At 70.7% G+C, this 23,046-nt stretch carries 20 protein-coding genes and 2 pseudogenes; 15 read left to right on the forward strand and 7 right to left on the reverse strand.

Annotation, left to right across the window (positions count from 1 at the left end):
* The first annotated feature begins 55 nt into the window (after positions 1-55).
* From ABD932_RS18615 to ABD932_RS18640, 6 genes and pseudogenes are all read left to right on the forward strand, one after another.
* The gene (locus ABD932_RS18615; protein WP_345014054.1) at positions 56-604 is read left to right on the forward strand and encodes a phosphatase PAP2 family protein; all 549 of its coding nucleotides are present in this window, start codon (positions 56-58) and stop codon (positions 602-604) included.
* Positions 605-751: 147 nt separating this feature from the next.
* On the forward strand, positions 752-1,174 hold the full coding sequence (locus ABD932_RS18620; protein ID WP_345014056.1) for a phage holin family protein: 423 nt from the start codon (positions 752-754) through the stop codon (positions 1,172-1,174).
* Entirely contained in the window at positions 1,171-1,641 is a 471-nt protein-coding gene (locus ABD932_RS18625) for a DUF3618 domain-containing protein (protein WP_345014057.1), read from the forward strand. Before ABD932_RS18620 ends, ABD932_RS18625 begins: the two co-directional genes overlap by 4 nt.
* On the forward strand, positions 1,638-1,904 hold the full coding sequence (locus ABD932_RS18630) for a DUF4235 domain-containing protein (protein WP_345014059.1): 267 nt from the start codon (positions 1,638-1,640) through the stop codon (positions 1,902-1,904). The genes ABD932_RS18625 and ABD932_RS18630 overlap by 4 nt, the downstream gene beginning before the upstream one ends.
* Before the next feature lie 210 nt (positions 1,905-2,114).
* Complete coding sequence (locus ABD932_RS18635) at positions 2,115-2,477, forward strand: hypothetical protein (RefSeq protein WP_345014061.1); 363 nt, start codon at positions 2,115-2,117, stop codon at positions 2,475-2,477.
* A gap of 204 nt (positions 2,478-2,681) precedes the next feature.
* Positions 2,682-3,812, forward strand: a pseudogene (locus ABD932_RS18640) (MATE family efflux transporter); the annotation flags it as partial.
* 163 nt (positions 3,813-3,975) lie between these two features.
* Here ABD932_RS18640 and ABD932_RS18645 read toward each other — a convergent pair.
* Positions 3,976-4,443: an ArsI/CadI family heavy metal resistance metalloenzyme gene (locus tag ABD932_RS18645; RefSeq protein ID WP_345014063.1), complete on the reverse strand. Its 468-nt coding sequence runs from the start codon at positions 4,441-4,443 to the stop codon at positions 3,976-3,978.
* Between the two features lie 28 nt (positions 4,444-4,471).
* Entirely contained in the window at positions 4,472-5,854 is a 1,383-nt protein-coding gene (locus ABD932_RS18650; RefSeq protein WP_345014065.1) for an NAD(P)-binding domain-containing protein, read from the reverse strand.
* Positions 5,855-6,141: 287 nt separating this feature from the next.
* Between ABD932_RS18650 and ABD932_RS18655 the strand changes: the two genes are divergently transcribed.
* The gene (locus ABD932_RS18655; RefSeq protein ID WP_345014067.1) at positions 6,142-6,519 is read left to right on the forward strand and encodes an ArsR/SmtB family transcription factor; all 378 of its coding nucleotides are present in this window, start codon (positions 6,142-6,144) and stop codon (positions 6,517-6,519) included.
* A 154-nt stretch (positions 6,520-6,673) separates the two neighbouring features.
* On the opposite strand, the pseudogene ABD932_RS18660 reads toward ABD932_RS18655, so the two are convergent.
* The 3 genes and pseudogenes from ABD932_RS18660 to ABD932_RS18670 all read right to left on the reverse strand — a co-directional run.
* Positions 6,674-6,823, reverse strand: a pseudogene (locus ABD932_RS18660) (FAD-dependent oxidoreductase); the annotation flags it as partial.
* Positions 6,820-7,599 carry an aquaporin gene (locus ABD932_RS18665; RefSeq protein ID WP_345014069.1) on the reverse strand — a complete coding sequence of 260 codons (780 nt, stop codon included), beginning with the start codon at positions 7,597-7,599 and terminating at the stop codon, positions 6,820-6,822. The gene ABD932_RS18665 and the pseudogene ABD932_RS18660, both read right to left, overlap by 4 nt.
* Positions 7,596-7,904, reverse strand: coding sequence for an ArsR/SmtB family transcription factor (locus ABD932_RS18670; protein WP_345014071.1), 309 nt, complete (start codon positions 7,902-7,904; stop codon positions 7,596-7,598). The genes ABD932_RS18665 and ABD932_RS18670 overlap by 4 nt, the downstream gene beginning before the upstream one ends.
* 91 nt (positions 7,905-7,995) lie before the next feature.
* Here ABD932_RS18670 and ABD932_RS18675 point away from each other — a divergent pair, with 91 nt between their 5' ends.
* The 3 genes from ABD932_RS18675 to ABD932_RS18685 all read left to right on the forward strand — a co-directional run bounded on the left by ABD932_RS18675 (position 7,996) and on the right by ABD932_RS18685 (position 11,128).
* A complete protein-coding gene (locus tag ABD932_RS18675; protein WP_345014073.1) occupies positions 7,996-8,409 on the forward strand; it encodes an arsenate reductase ArsC in 414 nt (137 codons plus the stop codon).
* Positions 8,410-8,756: 347 nt separating this feature from the next.
* On the forward strand, positions 8,757-9,323 hold the full coding sequence (locus tag ABD932_RS18680; RefSeq protein WP_345014075.1) for a PadR family transcriptional regulator: 567 nt from the start codon (positions 8,757-8,759) through the stop codon (positions 9,321-9,323).
* Positions 9,324-9,409: 86 nt separating this feature from the next.
* Positions 9,410-11,128, forward strand: coding sequence for an acyl-CoA dehydrogenase family protein (locus ABD932_RS18685; protein ID WP_345014077.1), 1,719 nt, complete (start codon positions 9,410-9,412; stop codon positions 11,126-11,128).
* A gap of 153 nt (positions 11,129-11,281) precedes the next feature.
* On the opposite strand, the gene ABD932_RS18690 is transcribed toward ABD932_RS18685, so the two are convergent.
* Positions 11,282-11,944, reverse strand: coding sequence for a pyridoxamine 5'-phosphate oxidase family protein (locus ABD932_RS18690; RefSeq protein WP_345014079.1), 663 nt, complete (start codon positions 11,942-11,944; stop codon positions 11,282-11,284).
* A gap of 237 nt (positions 11,945-12,181) precedes the next feature.
* Here ABD932_RS18690 and ABD932_RS18700 point away from each other — a divergent pair, with 237 nt between their 5' ends.
* The 5 genes from ABD932_RS18700 to ABD932_RS18720 all read left to right on the forward strand — a co-directional run bounded on the left by ABD932_RS18700 (position 12,182) and on the right by ABD932_RS18720 (position 20,105).
* The gene (locus ABD932_RS18700) at positions 12,182-13,159 is read left to right on the forward strand and encodes a cyclase family protein (RefSeq protein WP_345014081.1); all 978 of its coding nucleotides are present in this window, start codon (positions 12,182-12,184) and stop codon (positions 13,157-13,159) included.
* 127 nt (positions 13,160-13,286) lie between these two features.
* A complete protein-coding gene (locus ABD932_RS18705) occupies positions 13,287-16,154 on the forward strand; it encodes a SpoIIE family protein phosphatase (protein WP_345014082.1) in 2,868 nt (955 codons plus the stop codon).
* Between the two features lie 98 nt (positions 16,155-16,252).
* Positions 16,253-17,806, forward strand: coding sequence for a sugar ABC transporter ATP-binding protein (locus tag ABD932_RS18710; protein ID WP_425587476.1), 1,554 nt, complete (start codon positions 16,253-16,255; stop codon positions 17,804-17,806).
* Positions 17,803-18,870, forward strand: coding sequence for an ABC transporter permease (locus ABD932_RS18715; protein ID WP_345014085.1), 1,068 nt, complete (start codon positions 17,803-17,805; stop codon positions 18,868-18,870). The genes ABD932_RS18710 and ABD932_RS18715 overlap by 4 nt, the downstream gene beginning before the upstream one ends.
* 65 nt (positions 18,871-18,935) lie before the next feature.
* Complete coding sequence (locus tag ABD932_RS18720) at positions 18,936-20,105, forward strand: substrate-binding domain-containing protein (protein WP_345014087.1); 1,170 nt, start codon at positions 18,936-18,938, stop codon at positions 20,103-20,105.
* Between the two features lie 64 nt (positions 20,106-20,169).
* Here the strand turns inward: ABD932_RS18720 and ABD932_RS18725 are convergent, their stop codons facing one another.
* Positions 20,170-22,923, reverse strand: a complete 2,754-nt coding sequence (locus ABD932_RS18725; RefSeq protein WP_345014089.1) for a SpoIIE family protein phosphatase — start codon at positions 22,921-22,923, stop codon at positions 20,170-20,172.
* Positions 22,924-23,046 lie beyond the last annotated feature (123 nt).

The raw sequence follows: 23,046 nt of genomic DNA on the forward strand, positions 1-23,046 counted from the left end.
TCACCGTCTGCCCCGGTATCGGTGTGAGGGGGGATCGAAGGGAAGTCGGCCGGCCATGGGAGTGATGGCGGGCCTGCGGGACAGGGATCGTCGGCTGGCGAGGCGGGCGATCGCGTCGGGACCGCGTTGGGTTCGGCAGATCTCGCCCGCAGTCGAGGAAGCGGCCGAGCACACCAAGCTGTGGTGGGCGGTGGCAGGGGCGATGGCCGCCGTCGGCGGGTGGCGCGGCCGGACGGCGGCTGCGGCCGGGGTGGCCGCGATGGCGACGGCCGAGGTGCTGTCCAGCTGCGTCGTCAAGCAGCTGTACGGGCGGCGCCGCCCGCCGCCCGAATGGGTGCCGCCGGACGATCTCCGGGACCGGCCGGACAGCTCTTCCTTTCCCTCCGGTCACACCGCTGCCGCCTTCGGGTTCGCCGCGGCCGCCGCACCGGTGTGGCCGGCCGCCGGGGCCGCGTGCGGGGCCTCGGCGCTGGTGGTGGCCGCGCAGCGGGTGCACAGCGGTGCGCACTACCCCACCGACGTGGCCGCCGGCGCCGTGATCGGACTGGCCGCGGCCGCACTCGCACGCGCCGTGCCGCGCCTGCTGCGGCGACTTGTGCTCTGAAAGCGGTGATGCGTCGTTACGTGGGTACTCGGGCGCCCGGTCGGACGACGGAAGGAAGGAACGCCCAAGGGACGCCGCCGACTGGGCGAACCCCCGACGAAGTCCCCGCGCATGCCAGAAACACTGACGAAGGACAGGTGAGCACCGATGACCGCTGACAGCGGCTCCCCGCGCACCGGCGAAGCGAGGGATGAACCGGTGGGCGAGCTGGTCCAGCGTGCGACACAGCAGCTCTCGCAGTTGGTCCGTGACGAGATGCGCCTGGCACAGGCCGAGATGACCGAGAAGGGCAAGCGATTCGGCAAGGGCGGCGGTCTGTTCGGCGGCGCCGGCCTGGTGGGCGTCCTGACCCTGCAGGCACTGGTGGCCACCGTGATCGCCGCGCTTTCGCTCGTCATGGATGTGTGGCTGGCGGCGCTGATCGTCACCGCTGTCCTGGCCGCCGTGACCGCCCTGATGGCAGCTCTCGGCAAGCAGCAGTTCAGCAGGGCGTCCCCGCCGACACCGCAGCAGACGGTGGACAGCGTGAAGGCCGACGTGGCCGAGATCAAGGAGAAGGCACAGCGATGACCCAGGACAAGCCGCCCGCGGGCGATGAGCCGGCACCCTCCTCGCAGGACCTGCGCGAGCGCGTCGAGGCGACCCGCGAGGAACTCGGCCAGACGGTCGAGGTCCTCGCGGCGAAGACCGACGTGAAGGCCCGCGCTCATGAGAAGACGACCGCCGTCAAGCAGCAGCTCGCGGAGAAGACCGACCTGGTCACTTCCCGACTCCGGGACAAGGCGACACACGCCGCTCACATGGTCCAGGACAGGACACCGGAGCCGGTGCGCGCCAAGGCCGCCGCGGCCGGCGGGCAGGTCCGAGACAAGGCCGCGCACCTCGGAGAACTGGCCCGCGAGAAGGCTCCCGAACCGCTGCGTGAGAAGGCGGATCAGGGCAGGCGGATGGCACAGGCCAACCGCGCCCCATTGTTCGCCGCGGCAGGCGCGCTGATCGTGCTGCTGCTCGTACGTCGCGCCAGGAGGCGGCCATGAAAGCGTCGAAGATCGCCTACAAGCCGGTCGGCCTGGCGTTGGGGGCAGCCAGCGGCATGCTCGCCGGCGGACTGTTCAAGCAGATCTGGAAGAAACTCGGACACGAACAGGACGCCCCCGACGCCACCGACGAGGAGCGCACCTGGCGCGAGGTGCTGTCGGCGGCCGTCCTGCAAGGCGCGATCTTCGCCGGCGTCAAGGCCGTGGTCGACCGAGGCGGCGCCGTCGCGACCCGCCGCCTGACCGGCACCTGGCCCGGCTGACGCTTCCGTCTCATCACCGCTACGCGATGAGCTGCGCAGGCTGGCGGCGTACAAGGTGCTCGCCTCCCCGTGCAGCAGTACCGACCGGAGGTCATCGCCGGCTGCCTCGCCGGCGGGGAGCTGGTCCTGGACGCGTGACGCCGGCCGGCCGAACGGCGATGCGCCGAGCGCGGCCGGAGTCGAAAGCCGCTGGTCAGATACGGTGACGGGATGACCGAGAGCCTGCCTGCCGACGTAGCCGACGTGCTTGCGGCAGTCCTGGACACGGACAATCCGGTTCATGCCGCGCTCCGAAGGCAGGTTCCGCACCTGAGCGTGCGAGCGCGCTGCACATGCGGGTGCGGTACCGCCTACTTCGAACTCGACACCAGCGAGGTGGAGCCCGCGCCCACCGGCCCCGGCACCGTCGTGGCGGCAGAAGCGCAGCTCGTCACCGAGGATGGTGTGTGCCCCGGTGAGGTTCTGGTCTTCGCGCAGGGCGGCTACCTGTCGTGGCTGGAAGTCTGTTCATGGAGCGACGACATCGAGGTGACACTGGCCGCCGCGCACTACTGGCTGCAGCCACGCTCCTGATCCCCCCTCGACGGTGTGGTGCACACCCGTCTGCACCTCGATCACCTCGGTTGGAGCAGCGAAGTCGCCCCGACTCCGAATGTGCGCGAGTGGCGGTAGTGGACCACTGAGGCGGCGGGCCAGGTGGGCGGGCCGGACGCCGCGGTCACGCGCCAGAGGCCACTCCCGTCGCCAGCGCGGCGGTCACCGGGTGGGTGGGCGCTCTCCGACGCGGCGGCGGAGGAGGTCCGGGACGTGGTCCGCGCCGCCCTGGCGCTGGCCACCCTGGCCGGAGTCGTCGGCGCGCTCGTCATCCTGCTGATCGGGCGAGCCGTCGCCTACCTCGGCCAGGACCCCGAGGTCGTGGACACGGCCTGGCCGGTCCTGCTCGCCCTCGCCCCTCATCCCCTGCCTGTGGTTCCAGGCGATACGCCAGTTCACCGTGGGGCTGCGTCGCCCAGGGCCCTGCTGCGGATCACGATCGCGTCGGTGGCCGTGAACGTGGCGCTCAACTGGGCGCTCATCCACGGCACTTGGATCCTGCCCGAGCTGGGTCTGCCCGGCATCGGCGTCTCCACCTCCCTGGTGTACGCGCTGACCTGCCTGGCCCTGTACGCCTCCGCGCGCCGCGACCCCCGGCTCGCCCCGCTGCTGGACATACGGATCTGGAAGGCCCGCCCGGCCACCCTGCGCCGCCTGACCGGCCTGGGCGTGCCCATCGCCGCGACCTACGGCTCCGAGGCGGGCTTCTTCTCCGTCGTCGCCCTGTTGATCGGAACGTTCGGCAGTGCCGCCCTCGCCGCGCACACCGCCGTCAACCAGCTCATCTACATCGTCTTCCAGATCGCCGTCGGCCTGTCCCACGCCGCGTCCCTCAACGTCAGCCGGGAACTCGCCCTGGACCGGATCGCCGCCGCCCGGCGCATCAAGAACACGGCGCTGGCGTGTGCGGCGGCGGTGATGGCCGTGGTCGGCGTCGTCTACCTCGCCGTCCCCGGCCTGGTACTGCGTCCGTTCCTCGACCCTTCGGCGGCCGACGGGCACAGCGCCACGGGCATCGCCACCAACCTTCTTCTCATCGCGGCCGTCCTGCAGTTCTTCGACTGCGCGCAGAACATCGGCGTCGGCCTGCTGCGCGGCCTGGACGACACCGAGAGCGGATTCCGTATCACCCTCGTCGGCTACTGGCTGATCGGCCTGCCCGCCGCCTGGCTCTTCGGCCAACTCGCCGGATGGGAGACCGAGGGAGTCTGGCTCGGCCTCCTGACCGGCCTGGCCGCCACGGCCCTGCTCCTGCTGCGCCGCTACCACCAGGCGCTGAGCCTCCGGGTGGCCGAACAGCCGGCTGCCGCGTGACGGCTGTCGGACCGAGGCGTCCGAGTAGGAACGCCGGCCGCCGTGGTGTGTGAAGACGATTCCCCAGCCGGCGACCTGGGTGGCGCGCCGGGCGGCGCGAGGCCGTGACCGGTCTCCCGTTCCGGTCGCGGCCTCGCTGGTGTCGATGTTGGTCATCGGCGGATCAGCAGCAGCCGCCCGCGACGGCCGGTTCCTTCGAGACGGTGTCGGCCTCGGCAGGATTGGCGCAGCAGGTGCTGCCCTGCTGCTTGGCCAGGGAGTCGGCGTCGGCCTTGACGACGTACACCTCCCAGGGTTCCTGGCCGGGACCGTGGACCCAGACCTTGTCCTGGAGGGCGTAGCAACAGGTGGTGTCGTTCTCCGTGGCCGTGGTCAGTCCGGATTCGGCCAGGCGAGTGGTGGCGGCCTGGACTGCCTCGGTGCTTTCGACCTCTACGCCGAGGTGGTCCAGGCGGGTCGCCTCGCCTGCGGTGTCCTCGATGAGGACGAGCTTGAGCGGGGGCTCGGTGATGGCGAAGTTGGCATAGCCGTCACGGAGTTTGGCGGCCTCGGTGCCGAAGAGCTTCGTGTAGAAGGCCACGGATGCGGCGAGGTCGGGGACGCGGAGGGCGAGCTGTACGCGGGATGACATGGCGAACCTCCTTGGGTGGGTGGGGTGTTCAGCAGCCGCCGGAGGTAACGGTTGCCGGGCTGCCGATGCCGATCTGGAGGGTGGCGGGGGCGGCGCAGCATCCGCCGCCGGACTGTTCGGCGTTCTCCGGTTCGTCGAAGAGACCCGCGCCGCCGCACACGCCCGTTTCCGGGAGGGTGAGTTCGACGCGCTCGGCGGCCTCCTGGTCGCCTGCGATGGCGGCGGCGATGGAGCGGACCTGCTCGTAGCCGGTCATGGCGAGGAAGGTCGGGGCGCGGCCGTAGGACTTCATGCCGACCAGGTAGACGCCCTGTTCGGGGTGGGAGAGCTCGTTCACGCCGTGCGGGTAGACAGTGCCGCAGGAGTGGACGTTGGGGTCGATCAGCGGGGCGAGCGAGGTCGGAGCCTGGAGGCGCTCGTCGAGGCCGAGGCGGAGTTCGGAGAGGAAGGACAGGTCGGGGCGGAAGCCGGTCAGGACGATGACCTCGTCGACCGGGTCGAGGCGGCGGCCATCCTCCGCGACAAGGGCGAGCCGGTCGCCGTCGTGTTCTACGGCGCGGGTGCGGAAGCCGGTGACCGCGCTCGCGTGGCCGGCCTCGACGGCGGCCTTGGCGCGCAGGCCCAGGGCGCCTCGGGCGGGGAGCTGGTCGGCCTCGCCGCCGCCGTAGGTGTTGTCGCTGATTCCGCGCCGCAGGATCCATACCGCGTGCGTGCCGTCGTTCTCCTTCGCGAGGTCCGCGAGGAGGGCGAGGGCGGTGAAGGCGGAGGCGCCTGAGCCGATGACGGCGGTGCGCTTGCCTGCGTACCGGGCCCGTACGGCTGCGTCGCCCAGGTCGGGGACGCGGTAGGCGATGTGGTCGATGGCGGTCTTCTCACCGAGGGCGGGCAGGCCGTCGGCTCCCATCGGGCTCGGGACGGACCAGGTGCCCGAGGCGTCGATGACGGCGCGGGCGGTGATCCGCTCCTCGTGGCCGTCGGCGGACTGGAGGTGCACGGTGAAGGGCTGCTCGTCGCGGCCGGAGTCGACGATGCGGTCGCGGCCGGCGCGGGCGACACCGGTGACCGCGATGCCGTAGCGGACCTTGTCTCCGAGGACATCGGCGAGGGGCTGCAGGTAGCGCTCGGCCCAGTCGCCGCCGGTCGGGTAGGCGGAGGTGTCGGGGCGGACCCAGCCGGTCGGGGCGAGGAGCTTCTCGGCAGCCGGGTCGATGACCTCGCCCCACGGTGAGAACAGCCGGACGTGCGACCAGTCGCGTACGGCGCTGCCCGCGGCGGGGCCGGCTTCGAGGACCAGGTGTTCGATGCCGTGCTCGACGAGGTGCGCGGCGGCGGCCAGCCCGATGGGGCCGGCGCCGATGACCACTACGGGCAGCTGGTCGGTGGTGGGCACGCGGTCAACGGACGCAGCCACGAGGTTCCCCTTTGTTTCGATGCCTGTCGATGTCTTGTGCTGTTCCAGCATGACCCCTGCATCGATAGACGTCAACATAGACATTCGTCTAATCTGGAGTCGGGTTGTGGGGCGGGCGGACGTAGAGGTGATCGGGAGCGGCCAGTCCGGACTGGCCGCGGCGCATGCCCTGCGCCGACATGCGGCGCAATTCGGGCCGTACGCTGCCGCGTCCAGCGCGCCCGGCGCCGGCAGCCGGGCATAGGCTGCCCCTCGCTCGCTGGTTCGACATATGTCAACATAGATGCATGTCGAATACGAAGGTGCTGCCGCTGCTGGAGCCCCAGGTCCCCGTGGTCCCCGAGGCCGTGGCGCCGTGCTGCCCCCCGCTCACCGAACGGCCGCTGACCGCCGATGAAGCCGAGAAGACGGCGCGGATGTTCAAGGCGCTGGGCGACCCGGTGCGGCTGCGGTTGTTCTCCGCGGTCGCCTCGCACGAGGGCGGCGAGGCGTGCGTGTGCGACATCTCCGACGTCGGCGTCTCGCAGCCGACCGTCTCCCACCACCTGAAGAAGCTCAAGGAGGCCGGCCTGCTCACCTCCGAGCGCCGCGGCACCTGGGTGTACTACCGGGTGGAGCCGTCGGTGGTCGCTGCCATGGGGCAGATGCTCGGCACCCTCGGCTGAGCCGGCAGCGCGGATCGCGCAGGCAAAAGTGAGCCCGTTGGATGAGCCGTCCGTGGACCGTCAGGCAATCCACGACGGACTGAGCGCGCCCGGGCGATGTTCCGCCAGCTCCTTGATGACGCCACTGAATCGGCGGCTACCTCGGCGCCCTCCGTAGCGAGTCCCAGGCGTGCTGCCAGGCGCCGCCCGGCGCGGTCCGGGCGTCGAGGACGACGATGTCCACGCCGAGACGGCGCAGGTGATGGCCGACGGCGAGCCCGGCCTGGCCGCCGCCGATCACCACCACCTGCGTGCCGCGGCTCATTCGGCCGGTCGTCCGGGCATGAAGATGAGGGCCACCAGGGCCAGTCCGACCACGCCGCCGACGAGTTGCATACCGATGAACCCGGCGAGCGAGCCGGGGGCGATGCCCGCGAAGGTGTCGGTGAAGGCACGACCGATGGTCACCGCCGGGTTGGCGAAGGACGTCGACGAGGTGAACCAGTACGCGGCTCCGATGTAGGAGGCGACGGCCATGGGGGCGAACTGGAGGCGGTTGGCGCGGGCCAGGCCGAAGATCAGCAGGATCAGTCCTGCAGTCGCGACGACTTCACCGAGCAGCAGGTGACCTGCCGAGCGGTCGTGGGTGGACCACTTCACGAGGGGCTCGCCGAACATCGCATCCGCCAGGATGGCGCCCGCGATCGCGCCCACGATCTGCGCGGGGACGTAGACGGCCACCTCGCGTGGTGTGACCCCGGGTCCGCCGCGGCGGGCGGTCCACCACTCGGCCAGCGTGACGACCGGGTTGAAGTGCGCGCCGGAGACCGGACCGAGCAGCAGGATCAGGATGCCGAGGCCGAAGACGGTGGCCGTGGAGTTGGCCAGCAGCTGTACGCCGACGTCCTTGGTCAGTTCGGTGGCCTGGATGCCGGAGCCGACCACGACCGCCACCAGCAGCGCGGTGCCTATGAGTTCGGCGGAGGCCCGCGCGACCAGCGGGGTGCGCGGCGGAGTGGCACCCGGGGCAGGCTCGACGGACCCGGATACGGCAATGGCCGGCGCGGACTCCGCGGTCGAGGCGGCTTCGGCGGGGGTCATGGGCAGGCCCTCTTGTTCTCGGCGGCGGTGCGAGCGGACTCGGCCAGGTCGGCGAACTGGCCGGCGAGCGAGGCGATGACGTCCGGCTTGAGCCTGTAGTAGGTGAAACGGCCGCACGGCTCCGTCTCGACGACCCCAGCCTCGCGCAGCACTCTCAGATGGTTGGAGAGATTGGTCTGCCGGGCACCGGTCTCCTCCATGAGGTGGGTGGTGCACAGCGTCTCTTTGGCGAGCAGGGTCACGATCTGGAGCCTGAGCGGGTCGGCCAGAACCCGGATCAGATCAGTGTCGACTGACGTCATCATGGGCTGATACTGTCACATCAGTGGTGGCTGATACCACCGGGTGCTGATGTCATCTGCGCCTGATGTCGTCGTGAGACAAGAGAGACCTCCGATGTCCGACAAGCCCTCCGTGCTGTTCGTCTGTGTCCACAACGCCGGCCGTTCCCAGATGGCCGCCGCGTGGCTGACCCACCTGGCCGGGGACCGCGTCGAGGTCCGCTCCGCCGGCTCCAACCCGGGCGCCAATGTCAACCCGGCCGCCGTCGAGGCCATGGCCGAGGTCGGCATCGACATCTCCGCCGAGGTGCCGAAGATGCTCACCGTGGACGCGGTGAAGGAGTCGGACGTCTGCATCACGATGGGCTGCGGCGACACCTGCCCGGTCTTCCCCGGCAAGCGGTACCTGGACTGGCAGCTGGAGGACCCGGCGGGCCAGGGCGTCGATTCCGTGCGCCCGATCCGGGACGAGATCAAGGGGCTGGTCGAGGGTCTGATCAAGGAGATCGCGCCGCAGCCCCAGGCATGAGCACGATCCGTCACCCACCACCGTCTGCTCGGCAACACCTGGCTGCCGCTGGGTGCCTGCAGGCGGCAACGGTCCGGTCGGGGTGGCGCATCACCCGGGCCGCGGGGACTCGGGTGAGCGGGGCCCATACGGTGGCAGCGCTCTGTTTGCTCACGCCGCCGCTCCCAGCTCAGCAGTTCCGCCGCCTGCTCGCTGTCTGCCCGTGCGCCTGACCTGTCCGTGCCGCCCGTGCCGCCCGTGCCGGCGGGTGCCGTGGCGGCCGACGCTGAACAGGGCACCGCGTGACCCCTGTCTCACCCGGGCAGCACCCCTTGGCTATGCAACGAGTTGCATATGAAGATCGAGGTATGGCGCTCGAGCACGCGATCCTCGTCTCCCTGCTGGAGAAGCCGGGCTCCGGCTATGAGCTGGCCCGGCGGTTCGACCGGTCCATCGGATACTTCTGGACCGCCACGCACCAGCAGATCTACCGCGTTCTCAAGCGCATGGAGAGCGATGGCCTGCTCACCGTCCGCGGGTTGCCGCAGCAGAGTCGGCCGGACAAGAAGGAGTACTCCGTCGTGGGCCCCGGGCGCGCCGCCCTCTCTCAGTGGCTGCACGAACCGATCGAACCCGAGAGCATCCGGCACGAGCTCGCCGTGAAGATCCGCGGCGCGGCCTTCGACGACCCGTCCGTGCTGATCCGTGAGGTCGAACGGCACCGCCAGGTGCACAGCGACCGGCTCGCGCACTATCTCGCCGGAGAGCTGCGTGACTTCACCGGCCCGACGGCCCCCACCGCGCTCGACGCCGGCCAGGAGCTGCAGCATGTCGTGCTGCGCGGCGGCATCGCGTACGAGCGGATGACGATCGCCTGGCTCGACGACGTACTCGCCACCCTCCACCGGCTCGGCGCGCCACACCCGCATAGCTGAGCTGCCTGCCACCACCGCCCGCGCTCCGCGACCTTCGATCCCGCACCTCTCACCCTCGACCCTCAACCCTCGGAAGGCGGACCTCCATGGCCGACTCCCTCCTCTTCAACCCGCGCACGTACGACCCGGCGCAGTTCGACCCCGAGACCCGCAGGTTGCTGCGGGCCACCGTCGACTGGTTCGAGGAGCGTGGCAAGCGCAGGCTGATCGAGGACTACCGTTCCCGCGCCTGGCTGGCCGATTTCCTTGCGTTCGCCGCCAAGGAAGGGCTGTTCGCCACCTTCCTCACCCCGGCGTCCGCGGCCGGACACGAGGACCAGCGCTGGGACACGGCCCGGATCGCCGCCCTCAACGAGATCTTCGGGTTCTACGGTCTCGACTACTGGTACGCATGGCAGGTGACCATCCTCGGTCTCGGACCGGTCTGGCAGAGCGACAACACCGCGGCTCGCGCCCGCGCGGCGGAACTCCTCGCCCAGGGTGAGGTGTTCGCCTTCGGCCTCTCCGAGAAGACCCACGGCGCCGACATCTACTCCACCGACATGCTGCTGACGCCGGACGGCAGCGGCGGCTTCAGGGCGACGGGTTCCAAGTACTACATCGGCAACGGCAACGCCGCCGGGCTCGTCTCCGTCTTCGGCCGCCGCACCGACATCGAGGGCCCGGACGGCTACGTCTTCTTCGCCGCCGACAGCCGTCACCCGGCCTACCACCTCGTGAAGAACGTCGTCGACTCCTCGAAGTACGTCAGTGAGTTCCGCCTCGAGGACTACCCCGTGGGCCCGGACGACGTCCTGCACACGGGCCGCGCCGCCTTCGACGCCGCCCTCAACACCGTCAACGTCGGCAAGTTCAACCTCTGCACCGCCTCGATCGGCATCTGCGAGCACGCGATGTACGAGGCGGTCACCCACGCGCACAACCGCATCCTGTACGGCCGCCCCGTCACCGCCTTCCCGCACGTGCGCCGCGAGCTGGCCGACGCGTACGTCCGCCTCGTCGGCATGAAGCTGTTCAGCGACCGCGCGGTCGACTACTTCCGCTCCGCCTCGCCGGACGACCGCCGCTACCTGCTCTTCAACCCGATGACGAAGATGAAGGTGACCACGGAGGGCGAGAAGGTCATCGACCTGATGTGGGACGTGATCGCCGCCAAGGGCTTCGAGAAGGACACCTACTTCGCACAGGCCGCCGTCGAGATCCGGGGGCTGCCCAAGCTCGAGGGCACGGTCCACGTCAACCTCGCGCTGATCCTCAAGTTCATGCGCAACCACCTCCTGAACCCGGCCGAGTTCGCTGCCGTACCGACCCGACTCGACGCGGCCGACGACACGTTCCTCTTCGAGCAGGGACCGGCGCGTGGCCTCGGCTCCGTGCGCTTCCACGACTGGCGTCCCGCCTACGACGCATACGCCGGGGTGCCGAACGTCGCCCGTTTCCGGGAGCAGGCCGACGCCCTGTGCGAGTTCGTCACCACCGCAGCCCCCGACGAGGAGCAGAGCCGCGACCTCGATCTTCTTCTCGCCGTCGGCCAGCTGTTCGCGCTGGTGGTGCACGGCCAGCTGATCCTTGAGCAGGCCCGTCTGACGGACCTGGACGAGGACGTGCTCGACGAGCTGTTCTCCGTACTCGTCCGCGACTTCTCCGCCTACGCCGTCGAACTGCATGGCAAGGACTCCGCCACGGCGGATCAGCAGCGCTGGGCGCTCGGCGCGGTCCGGCGTCCCGTCGTCGACGAAGCGCGTTCGGGGCGCGTCTGGGAGCGTGTCGAGGCACTGTCCGGGGCGTACGAGATGGCGCCCTGACAGCGCGCCCGGGGGACTCGTCGACACATGACGGTCATGCTCCCCGGGAGCGGTGACGAACGTACCGTGGCCTCGGCGCGACTTGCCGCGCCGAGGCCACGGTACGTGGTGCCGACTTCGCTGATTACCCCGCCGTAGCCATCGCGGACTGGGTCAATCCCTGCCCGGCAGCGATCCAGTGTGCGTTCTCGCAGTCTGCTCGCCCTCGTGCGGCGGGGACTGGTGCTCGGCGCGGGGGACGAAGTAATCGGCATCCTTCGGCCGCTGGGCCCCCGGGCGTGGACGCGGCGCCGGCACGAGATGGGGGATGTGCTTGGAGCAGTGCACATACGCCTCCTCCACCGTGATGTGCACCCAGAACTCGGGCCTGCGTCCCGGAGCGGTGTCCACAGGAAGGCGGGGGTAGGCCCGCCGCTGCTCCTCGTCCCGGTGGAGCCGAGCTGCGCCATTGACGTGCAGGCCGATGTGGTCATGGGCGAAGTCGACGAAGAGCAGACCGATATGCGGGTTCTCGGTGATGTTTCCCGCACTGGCGAGGACCCCGTTCCCTCGGTACTCGGGGTAGGTGAGGGTGCCGTCGTCCAGCACGGTGACGAAGCCCGGCGGACCGGCACGGAACGTGACGTCACAGGCTCCGCCGGCGTCCGACGTGGACAGGAACGCCATGGTCTGCCGCCCTATGAATTCCGCCATCTGCGGAGTCAGACGGGTCTGCACCTGGCGGTCGTAGAAGGTGGCGGCCTGGTCGGCCGTGCCGAGAAGGTGCTGCAGGCGGCGCTCGCCGACGGAGCCGGTGGACTCGTGGGTGTGGTTCACGGAACGAGCTGCCTTCCTTTGGCCTTCAGCTGGGCGTGGGGAGCGACGGCACTCTAACGCTGGACGGAGCACGGTGTCTTGATCGGCAGAGCACACCGGCAGCGACAGGCACTGCGGTGCTCGGCGCCGGGCGAGCCGCGACCACTGCCAGGCGGGTGTCGGAGTTCGCGATGACCTGCACGTTCGCCGACAATCGGCAACTACGCGACGATGCGCACGCTTGGCTGGTGAGGACAGATGAGCTCGAGTTCCGCCCAGGCCCCGGATCCCCTGTCGGCCGATATCGGCAACGGTCCTGCCGTATCCCGTCGGGAGTTCGACGCCCTCTTCGAAGCGGTCCGGACATGGGGGCAGTGGGCCCCGGCTGACCGTGGTGCCTGGAACCGTGTGACCGCGGACCATGTACGGCGGGCCACAGCCGCGGTGCGGTCCGGGACCGTCGTCCCGACGGCGCTGCCCTGGAACACCCGGCCCGGCCCCGACAACCGCAAACCGGCCCTGCACCACATGACAGATCTGGGCGATGTGGAAGCCCCCGAAGCCCCCGAACCCCGCACCCACAAGGATTTCATCGCCGCCGACTACCACGGCAAGGGTGTCACCCATCTCGACGCCCTGTGTCACATCGCCTACCGGGGGCAGCTCTACGACGGCCGGACGGCGAACGAGGCCGTCGACTCCGCGGGCGCCCGCTTCGGCGCGGTGTCGACGCTCGGCCCTCTCGTCACGAAGGGTGTGCTCCTCGACCTCCCGGCCGTCCTGGGGATCCGCTGGCTGGAGCCGGGACGAGCGGTGCACGCGAAGGACATCGTCGCGGCGGAGAAGGCGCTCGGTGTGACGATCCGCGAGGGCGACGCGGTGCTGCTGCGCTCCGGACACGTCCGCCGCCGCGCGGAACTCGGTGCCTGGGACCCCGACACGGCGAGCGCGGGCTTCCACGTGGACGCAGTACCGCTGCTGGCCGAGCGCGGTATCGCGCTGCTGGGTGGGGACGGCGACAGCGATGTGCGGCCCTCGCCGGTGGACGGCGTGCACTCGCCGGTCCACGCCCTGGCCATTACCGCGATGGGGGTGCCCCTGCTGGACAACCTCGACCTGGAGGCGCTCTCCGCCGCGACCGCCGAGGCGGGGCGGCATGAATTCATGTTCGTCGTGGCGCCGTTGAACGTTCCGGGCGGGACCGGCTCACCCGTCACCCCGGTCGCGGTCCTGTGACCACGACCCCGGTCCGGTTACCGTGCGTAGGGAACGAACCGTGACTCTCGCCCTTGATGTCCCGTATTCTCGTCAATGCCGGATATTTCCGAAGAGTGGATCGTTGAAGGCGTGAGTGAGGCGAAGCGTGGTTCTGCCCGGCGGGGAACCGAAGCCGACGGGGCCTGCGACGGACGGCACAGGGCCCGCTCGTTCGCGTGAGCGGTTTCTGCAGGGTGAGCCGGTCGAGACGGGCGTACGAGCATCGATCTTGAATTCATGGCAGCGCTGTGGCTCCCTGGGCCTCTCGCCGGACCAGGACGACCTTCCCTTCCGCGATGATTTCGATCCGGACGGCCGGATCGTGCGCGCGGCCGTGCCCGTCCTCGACCGGCTGCAGTCCCGGTTCGCCGGCAGCGCGATGAACATCTCCGTCGCGGACGCGAACGGGACAGTCCTTCTGCGCCGTTTCGGAGAGGCGTCCCTGGCCAGAGCTCTCCCGGCGATCCAACGCGTCCCGGGATTCGTGTTCGCCGAGCGGGTCGCCGGTACCAACGGCATCGGTCTCGCCCTCGCGGAGCGTCGACTCATCCGCGTTTACGGCGCCGAGCACTTCGCCGAGCGTTCTCAGGGCAGCGCCTGCCGCGCACTCCCCGTCCGGGACCCGCTCAGCGGCCGTATCGAGGGCGTCCTGTGCTTCGGATATCCGCGCAGTGCCGAGGACCCGGCGCTGGACGCCGTGATACGCAAGGCGGCGAAGGCCATCGAGCGCCGGCTGCTCGGGCAGAGCTCCGCGCGAGGGCGCGCCCTGCTGCGGGCGTACCTGGACGCGGGAGCCAGAACCGCGGCCGGTCTCCACCACGGTGTCGGGGTGGACGAACTGGCCCTTGAACTGCACCCCCGGGACCGCTCCGTCCTCGTGGGGAAGGCCACCGAGCTGATCTCCCGAGGGGATCGAGCCGCCGTCGACGTGCACCTGTCCGACGGCCGGCGGGTCACGCTCGTGAGCCGTCCGGTGAGGAGTGCCTCCGGGGTGGCAGGTATCGCCATCGAGGCCTTCCTCCCCGCCCTCTCGCCGGGAAAGTCCCTCTCCGTCCCGCATCAGGCCGACGAGCCGCTGGGCCTCCCCGCCGATCTTGCCGACATCAGCGGCGGCCCGCTCCTGGGGGCTGTTCACGCAGCCCCGGTGCCCGAGCTTCGCTCCGTCACCGCGTCGTCCGGGCTCCTGCCCGTTGCCGAATCCGGCCAGGGCGTCACGATCACCGACTCCGACGACGTGACGGATCACCGCCCCGACTCCCCGCCGCCGGCGAGAGGGCTCGTGCTGGTGGGGGAGCCGCACGTGGGGACGTACGCCCTGGCCGCGCGCCGCCGCCTGGAGCTGCTCTCCGAGACCAGCACCCGCATCGGCACCACCCTGGACATACGCCGTACCGCCGAGGAACTCGCCGAGACGGCGGTGCCGCGACTGGCCGACTTCGTCACCATCGACCTGCCCGAGGCCGTGCTGCGCGGCGAGGAGGCCGCCGACCCCGGCGGTGACCTGCGCCGTACGGTGGTTCACGGCATTCGCGACGACCTTCCCTTCAGGCCGGTGGGCAAGCGGGTCGACTACGGCCCGACCACACCCCACCTGCGGTGTCTGACCAGCGGGCAGGCTGTGCTGGAACCGGATCTGAAGGCCGCCGCGGGCTGGCTCGCGCAGGACCCCGAGCACACCGAGCAGCTGCTGAGCCATGTCCACTCCCTCATCGCGGTGCCCTTGGTCGCCCGCGGCGTGGCGCTGGGCATCGCCGGCTTCTACCGGGGGCAGGACCCGGCACCCTTCGGTGACGACGACCGCTCGCTGGCCCAGGAACTGGCCACCCGAGCCGCGCTGTCCATCGACAACGCACGCCGCTACACGCGCGAACGCACCATGGTCCTGGCCCTGCAGCACAGCCTGCTGCCGCACGGTCTGCCCGATCAGGACTCGGTCGAGGTCGCGCATCGCTATCTGCCCGCCGAATCCGACGTCGGCGGAGACTGGTACGACGTCGTTCCCCTCTCGGGGACCCGTGTCGGCCTGTTCGTCGGCGACGTCGTCGGACACGGCATGCTCTCCGCCGCCACCATGGGACGCCTGCGCACCGCCGCACGCAGCTTCGCCGAACTCGACTTCCCTCCGGACGACGTCCTCACCCACCTCGACAACCTCGTGGGACGCCTGGACCGGGAGGACCCCGTCTCCGACGGCGGCGGCATCATCGGCGCCACCTGCCTGTATGCGATCTACGACCCGACCACGCAGCAGTGCACCATGGCCCGCGCAGGCCATCCGCCGCCCGCGGTGGTCCACCCCGACGGCGCGGTGTCCTTCCCGGATCTGCCCGCCGGGCCTCCTCTCGGTCTCGGCGGCCTGCCCTTCGAGGCCACCGAGATCCACCTCCCCGAGGGCAGTCAGCTCGTCCTCTACACGGACGGACTCATAGAGGACCGGCAACGCGACGTCGACATGGTCCTCGACCAGCTGCGAGGAGCCCTGGCCCACCCGGAGCGCACGCCCGAGGAGGCCTGTCAGGCCGTCCTGGACACCGTGGCGCCCGCTCATCCCTGCGACGACATAGCCCTGCTCGTCGCCCGCACCCACGCCCTGGATCCCAGCCGCATCGCCACCTGGGACCTGCCCGCCGACCCGGCCCTGGTCAGCGATGTCCGCGCCTCCGCCGTCCGGCAGCTGGCCGACTGGGGTCTCGACGAGGCCGCGTTCGCCGCGGAACTCATGCTCAGCGAGCTGGTCACCAACGCCATCCGCCATGGTGCCGGGCCCATCCGGGTACGGCTGCTCCACGACCGCACCCTGATCTGTGAGGTCTCCGACACCAGCAACACCGCCCCGCACCTGCGCCGGGCGGCCAGCACCGACGAGGGCGGTCGTGGCCTGTTCCTCGTCGCGCAGCTGGCACAGAGCTGGGGTACGCGCTACCTCCCGCAGGGCAAGGTCATCTGGGCCGAGTGCGGGCTCGCCGGTGTTTGACGGCAATGCCTCACATGCAATGCCTGAAATGTCATGATCTGATCCGTTGGTGTCCCTCATGAAAGTCGCGAAGAACGTGCCAGGCCGACCCCGGGGAGATGTCCGTGTACGACGCTCCCGACACCGCTGACGAGGCGATCCCGCCCTTCGGAGCGGAACCTCTGGTCCGCATCCGCGGGCTCCGCAAGAGGTTCGGGGGGACCGTCGCGCTGGCCGGGGTCGACCTCGACGTCCACGCCGGCAGCGTCCTCGCCCTCCTGGGCCCCAACGGCGCCGGAAAGTCCACGCTCATCAAGGTGCTCTCCGGGGTCCACCACGCCGACGCCGGGCAGATCACGGTGGACGGGCACCCACTCGGAAGCCATGCCGCAGCCCGCAGCATGTCCTTCATCCACCAGGACCTCGGTCTCGTGGAATGGATGACGGTCGCCGAGAACATCGCCCTGAGCACCGGGTATGCCCGCCGCGCCGGACTGATCTCCTGGCGGCGGACCCGCGAGGACAGCACCGACGCCCTGCGGCTCGTCGCCGCACATCTCGACCCCGAGACACCGATCGCCCACCTCGCCCCCACCGAACGCTCCCTGGTCGCCATCGCCCGAGCCCTGGCGGCGCGGGCGAAGCTCATCGTCCTCGACGAGCCGACCGCCCGGCTCCCGGCCGCGGACTGCGCCCGGCTCTTCCGCGTCCTGCACGCCCTGCGCGACCGGGGGCACGGCATCCTCTACGTCAGCCACCGCCTGGACGAGGTGTACGAGGTGGCCGACACCTTCGCGGTCCTGCGCGACGGACACCTCGTCAGCCACGGCCCGCTCGCGGGCCACAGCCCCGCCCGCCTGGTGCACGACATCGTCGGCGAGGAGCTGACCCACCGCCACCCCGCCCGGATCCCCGCCCAAGGCCCCGCCGTCCTGACACTCGACGGCGTACGGACCGCGGACGTGGGACCAGTCACCCTGGAACTCAAGGCCGGAGAGGTCCTGGGCCTGGTCGGCCTCTCGGGCGCCGGACACCTGGGCCTGGGACGGGCCTTGGCCGGCGCCCGGCCCATCGTCGCCGGGAGGGTGCTCCTCGGCGGCCGGCCGTACCGCCCGCGCGGGGTCGCGGACGCCGTGCGTCTCGGCGTCGGCCTGGTGCCCGGGGATCGACAGCGGGAGGGCTGCCTCGCCGAGCTGACCGTACGGGAGAACCTCCTCGCCAACCCCCGCGTGGGAGGTCCGCCGGTGCCGCGCTGGATCAGCCCCCGCCGCGAACGCGCCGAGGCCACCACTCTCATCGAACGGTTCTCGGTGCGGCCCCACGACAGCGAGGCCCCCATCACCACCCTGTCCGGTGGAAACCAGCAGAAGGTGATGATCAGCCGGTGGCTGCGAGCGGGCCTGCGCCTGCTGATCCTGGAGGAGCCGACCGCGAGTGTGGACGTAGGTGCCAAGGCCGCGGTCTACCGGCTGCTCGACGAGGCCCTGGCCGCCGGCCTCGCCGTCCTGCTCATCTCCACGGACTTCGAGGAGGTCGTCGGCGCGTGCCGGCGCGCCCTGGTCTTCGTCGGCGGGTCCGTGACGGCCGAGCTGAGCGGCCCGGCCCTCACCGCCGCCGGGCTCACCCGGTCGGCTTCGGCCATGCCACCTTCCGGAACCGCGACGAACCCATGACCCCCTCGCTGCGCCGCCCGGCCGGGCACCTCATCGGCGCTTACGGCCTGCCGGCCCTCACCGGCCTGCTCTTCCTGATCTTCTCCCTCGCCCTGCCGCGTACGTTTCCCACGCTGGACACCGTCGACTCGATCCTGTCCAACCAGTCGATCCCGGCCGTCCTCGCGCTCGCCGCCATGGTCCCCGTCGTCACCGGCGCGTTCGATCTCTCGATCGGCTACGGCCTCGGCCTCGCCCACGTCATGGTGATGCAGCTCATCGTCAACGCCGGGTGGCCCTGGCCGCTCGCCTGTGTCGCGGTGATCGTCGGAGGGGCGGTCGTCGGCGTCCTCAACGGTGTCATCGTCGTGTTCGGCAGGATCGACTCGTTCATCGCCACGCTCGGGACCGGCAGCATGCTGTACGCCGTCACCGGCTGGGTCACCGACGGCGGCCGGATCGTCCCCGGACCGCAGGGCCTCCCGGCGGCCTTCACCGACCTCTACGACTCCACGTTCCTGGGCCTGCCGGTCCCCGCGTTCTACGTGCTCGCGCTCGCGGCCGCCCTCTGGCTGGTGCTGGAACGGCTGCCGCTCGGCCGATACCTGTACGTCATCGGGTCGAACCCGCGCGCCGCCGACCTGGTCGGCATCCCGACCCGCAGGTACACCGTCTACGCGTTCACCGCGTCGGGGCTGATCGTCGGCTTCGCCGGTGTACTGCTCGCGGCCCAGCAGCAGATCGGCAATCCCAGCGTCGGCCTCGACTACCTGTTGCCCGCGTTCGTCGGCGCCCTGCTCGGTGCCACCGCGATCAAACCCGGCCGGCCCAACGCCCTGGGCACCGTCGTCGCCGTCGCCGTCCTGGCCGTGGGCCTCACGGGCATCGGACAGATGGGCGCCGACTTCTGGACGGTCCCGCTGTTCCACGGCGGCACCCTGCTCCTCGCCGTCGGCCTGGCAGGCTACGCGGCCCGCCGCCGACTGCGTACCGGTGCCGTATCCGCCCGCGATTCGCCCGCCGCGCCGCCGGAGCCACCGCCCTCCCCGACGCAGGACGGTGGCCCTAGGGGCACCACTCCCTGACCCAGGCCACAGGCACCCCTCCGTGCCCGGTCGCATTCCCGCCCATGACTCCGTGAGGAGCTCTCGTGCACCGCAACGGCAATCGCAAGGCCGGCACCGGCGTCCACCAGGTTCGCCTCGCCGCCTGTGCCCTGCTGGCGACGGCAACCGTCCTGGCCGGCTGCGAACGCGGCTCGGAGAGCGGGCCGGACGAGTCCACCGCGGGCCCGAGCGGCTGTCCTGAGGTCCACGCCCGGGCCGAGGCCGCTGTCAGCCGGGCGGAGGAGACCGACGTCTCCTGGAACGGGCCGACCACCGGCCCCGCGGCGGAGCCCGGCAAGACCATTGTCTACGTCGCCCAGACCATGACCAACCCCGGAGTCGCCGGCGCCGCGAACGGGGTGAAGGAAGCGGCGCGGGTCATCGGCTGGAACGTCAGGGTGATCGACGGAGGGGGCACCCCGGCCGGCATCCAGGCGGCCATGAGCCAGGCCGTGGCCGTCAGACCCTCGGGCATCGTCATCGGCGGCTTCGACCCCAACTCGACCTTGCAGCAGGTCTCGAGGGCCAACGCGGCAGGCATCCCGCTCATCGGCTGGCACGCCGTCGCCACTCCCGGCCCCAGTCGGCGGCCCGAGCTCTTCAGCAACGTCACCACCCGGGTCGAGGACGTGGCCGCCATCAGCGCCCAATGGATCATCGCCGACTCGGGCGGCCGGGCCGGCGCCGTGCTCATCACCGACGCCTCGATCCCCTTCGCCAAGAACAAGTCCGACCTGATCAGGAAGGAGCTCGCCACCTGCCCGGGCGTGAAGCTGTTGTCGTACGAGAACATCCCGATCCCGGACGCGAGCAGCCGCACCCCTCGGGTGATCGCCTCCCTCCTCTCCCGCTTCCAGAGCAGGTGGACCCACTCCGTCGCCATCAACGACCTGTACTTCGCCGACGCTGCGCCCGCGTTCCGCGCGGCCGGCGAGAAGGGCTCCGGCCCACCGTTCAACATCGGCGCCGGCGACGGCGACCCCTCCGCCTTCCAGCGGATCAACAGCAGGCAGTACCAGGCGGCCACGGTGCCCGAGCCGCTGTCCCAGCAGGGCTGGCAGATCGTCGACGAGTTCAACCGCGCCTTCGCCGGTCGACCCGCCAGTGGCTATGTGGCCCCCGTTCACATCACCACGGCCGACAACAGCGACGGTGCAACGACCTGGGATCCATCGGGCTACCGGGAGGCGTACCGGAAGATCTGGGGCAAGTGACGACGGCGTCGGGCACGGCCTGCGCGCGGCGCCGTCGACGTGATCCGGCTGATGGCCACCGCCCTCACCTCGGGGTTTTCGGGTCGGCTGCCTCTTCGTCCTGGGCCGTGTCCGTGTCGGCCGGTGTCGGGACGGGCTGCTGGACGGTCTCGGGCAGGGCTTGTTCTGCCCAGATGACCTTGCCCTGCGGGGTGTACCGGGTGCCCCAGCGGTCAGCCATCTGCGACACCAGGAACAGACCCCGGCCGCCCTCGTCCGTCGTCGCGGCGTACCGCAGATGCGGTGAGGTGCTGCTGCCGTCGGCCACCTCGCAGATCAGCGTACGGTCGCGGATCAGCCGTACGTGGATCGGCCCGGCGCCGTAGCGGATGGCGTTGGTGATGAGCTCGCTCAGGATGAGCTCCATGGTGAAGCCGAACTCTGACAGGCCCCACGCTTCGAGCCTCTGGGACACGGCGTCGCGCATGCCCGCGACGGCCGCCGGGTCGGGTGGTACGTCCCAGTCGGCGATCCGTTCGCGCGGCAGTTCCCGCGTGCGGGCGACGAGCAGGGCGACGTCGTCCTTGGGACGCTCGGGGAGCAGGCTGGCCAGCACGTCCTGACAGGTCTCCTCGGGCGGTCGGCCGGGGTGGCCCGCCAGCGCGTCGCGCAGCAGTTCCATTCCCACGTCCAGGTCGCGCCTGCGGTCCTCGATGAGACCGTCGGTGTACAGGACGAGCTGGGTTCCCTCCGCGAGGCACAGCTCCGCGGTCTGGAACGGCATGCCGCCGAGGCCCAGGGGCGGACCGGCCGGAACGTCCGGGAAGGTGACGGTTCCGTCAGGCTCGACCAGCGCGGGCGCCAGATGCCCCGCACGCGCCATGACGTAGCGGCGCGTCACGGGGTCGTAGATCCCGTACAGGCAGGTGGCGCCCACGACGCCCGCCGCGCTCTCCGCCGTCTCGTTCTGGTCGATGCCTCCGACCAGGTCGTCCAGATGGCTCAGCAGCTCGTCGGGTGGCAGATCGAGGGCGGAGAAGTTGTGCACCGCGGTCCGCAGCCGTCCCATCGTGGCGGCTGCGTGGAGGCCGTGGCCGACCACATCGCCGACGGCCAGTGCCACCCGGCTTCCCGGCAGGGGAATCACGTCGAACCAGTCTCCGCCCACGCCCGACTGGGCGGGGAGGTAACGGTAGGCGACGTCGAGGGCGTTCTGCTCGGGCATGGCCTGAGGCAGCAGGCTGCGCTGGAGCGTGACTGCCAGGGTGTGCTCGCGGGTGTAGCGGCGGGCGTTGTCGATGCTGATCGCGGCACGGGCCACCAGTTCCTCCGCCAGCGACAGGTCCTCCTCGTCGAAGCGCTCATGCGGTTGCGCACGCCAGAAGTTGGCCATGCCCAGCACCACGCCACGGGCCTGGATGGGGGCGGTGATGAGGGAATGGATGCCGTAGTCAATGATCGCCTTGGAGCGCTCCGTGTCCTGCACACGCCAGCCCGTGGCGGTCGGCAGGTCGCTCACCAGCTGGGAGCGGCCGCTGCCGTAGCCGCGCGCCTGGGGCGTGGAGGGAAGGTAGTCGAAGAGCCGGCCCTGTTCGGAGAGCGGATGGTCGTCCCGGATGCCGGCCACGGCCGCGCGTCGCATGTCGGTCGCCGTGAGGGCCGGCTCCTCGCCGTGCAGGACGGCGTCTGCCAGGTCCACGGTGACGAAGTCCGCGAAGCGGGGAATGGGGACCCGCGCCAGCTCGTCGGCGGTGCGCAGCACGTCCAGCGTGGTACCGATGTGGAGTCCGGCGTCGTACAGCAGCCTGAGCCGCTCCCGTGCCACCTCCGCCCTCCCGGTCACCGCCTGCAGCTCGGTCGAGTCGCGCAGCGTCACCACCGTTCCCTTGGGGCCTCCCTCGCGATCCGTGGGCCGCTGGTTGACCGCGAGCAGCCGCTCTCCCGCGAGGTGCACCTCGTCGGTGGCCTCGCGCCCGGAGGTGAGCAGCGACTTCGTCTCGGGATCGAGGCGCGGCAGGTCCGACACGAGCCGTCCCTCGACGTCCGGGGGCAGCTCCAGCAGCCGTCTGGCCTCGTCGTTCGCCAGCATCAGCCGCCCGTCGGCGGCCACGATCAGCACCCCTTCCCGCACGGAGTGGAGCACCGTGTCGTGGTGCTGGTACATCAGGGTCATCTCGTCCGGGGCCAGGCTGTGCGTCTGCCGTCGCAGCCGTCTGCCCACCAGCGCCGTCACACCGGTGGACAACGCGAGCGCTCCGGCCCCGGCGCCCAGGATGATCGGTAGTTGCCGGGCCAGCTGGCTTTCGACGTTCTTGACCTTCATCCCGGCCGAGACGAGGGCCACCACCTCTTTCTCGGCGTTCTCGATCGGGACCGTGGCCTGTACCTCGCGTCCGAGCGGGCCGTTGACGCTCTCCACGTAGACCTTGCCCGCCAGCGACGGCCCGATCTCGCCCACGAACCGCTTTCCGATGCGGTCCGGCAAGGGGTGCGTGTACCGGATGCCCTCGGTGTCCATGACGACGATGAAGTCGACGCCGGCGGCCCGGCGTGCCTCCTCGGTGAGCGGCTGGAGAATCTTGCTCGGATCCGGGGTCTGCAATGCCGCCAGGATGCCTGGCGCATGCGCGAAGGTCTGGGCCACGGCCGTGGAGCGGCGCCGGGCCTCGGCGCTGGTGTCCCGCTCCGACTGCAGGATGAGAGCGAAGACGCCGCAGGTCACGAGCAGCACTACCAGAGCCACCTGGAACACCAACACCTGCCCGGCTACGCTCCGCGTGCCCTTGTTGATCAGGCGCTTGACCGATAGGCGTCGAAAACGGGCGAAACGGTTCGCCATGCGACCTTTTTAGCATCGGTGATCCCAAGTGGCCAGGGTCCGCGCGATCCGCGCTCGGTCGACCTCGGGCGCCTGTGCCGCCGTGCGCCGCATGATCCTTCCGCGCTCGATGCCCGTTTAGGT

The sequence above is a fragment of the Streptomyces shaanxiensis genome (assembly GCF_039537145.1).
Lineage (GTDB): Bacteria > Actinomycetota > Actinomycetes > Streptomycetales > Streptomycetaceae > Streptomyces > Streptomyces shaanxiensis.

Coding starts and splice junctions, on each gene's coding strand:
- ABD932_RS18680 (WP_345014075.1), top strand. CDS start 8,757: ATGGCGCTCGAGCACGCGATCCTCGTCTCCCTGCTGGAGAAGCCGGGC.
- ABD932_RS18645 (WP_345014063.1), bottom strand. CDS start 4,443: ATGTCATCCCGCGTACAGCTCGCCCTCCGCGTCCCCGACCTCGCCGCA.
- ABD932_RS18630 (WP_345014059.1), top strand. CDS start 1,638: ATGAAAGCGTCGAAGATCGCCTACAAGCCGGTCGGCCTGGCGTTGGGG.
- ABD932_RS18635 (WP_345014061.1), top strand. CDS start 2,115: ATGACCGAGAGCCTGCCTGCCGACGTAGCCGACGTGCTTGCGGCAGTC.
- ABD932_RS18700 (WP_345014081.1), top strand. CDS start 12,182: ATGAGCTCGAGTTCCGCCCAGGCCCCGGATCCCCTGTCGGCCGATATC.
- ABD932_RS18685 (WP_345014077.1), top strand. CDS start 9,410: ATGGCCGACTCCCTCCTCTTCAACCCGCGCACGTACGACCCGGCGCAG.
- ABD932_RS18655 (WP_345014067.1), top strand. CDS start 6,142: ATGTCGAATACGAAGGTGCTGCCGCTGCTGGAGCCCCAGGTCCCCGTG.
- ABD932_RS18725 (WP_345014089.1), bottom strand. CDS start 22,923: ATGGCGAACCGTTTCGCCCGTTTTCGACGCCTATCGGTCAAGCGCCTG.
- ABD932_RS18710 (WP_425587476.1), top strand. CDS start 16,253: ATGTCCGTGTACGACGCTCCCGACACCGCTGACGAGGCGATCCCGCCC.
- ABD932_RS18675 (WP_345014073.1), top strand. CDS start 7,996: ATGTCCGACAAGCCCTCCGTGCTGTTCGTCTGTGTCCACAACGCCGGC.
- ABD932_RS18670 (WP_345014071.1), bottom strand. CDS start 7,904: ATGATGACGTCAGTCGACACTGATCTGATCCGGGTTCTGGCCGACCCG.
- ABD932_RS18715 (WP_345014085.1), top strand. CDS start 17,803: ATGACCCCCTCGCTGCGCCGCCCGGCCGGGCACCTCATCGGCGCTTAC.
- ABD932_RS18620 (WP_345014056.1), top strand. CDS start 752: ATGACCGCTGACAGCGGCTCCCCGCGCACCGGCGAAGCGAGGGATGAA.
- ABD932_RS18625 (WP_345014057.1), top strand. CDS start 1,171: ATGACCCAGGACAAGCCGCCCGCGGGCGATGAGCCGGCACCCTCCTCG.
- ABD932_RS18615 (WP_345014054.1), top strand. CDS start 56: ATGGGAGTGATGGCGGGCCTGCGGGACAGGGATCGTCGGCTGGCGAGG.
- ABD932_RS18665 (WP_345014069.1), bottom strand. CDS start 7,599: ATGACCCCCGCCGAAGCCGCCTCGACCGCGGAGTCCGCGCCGGCCATT.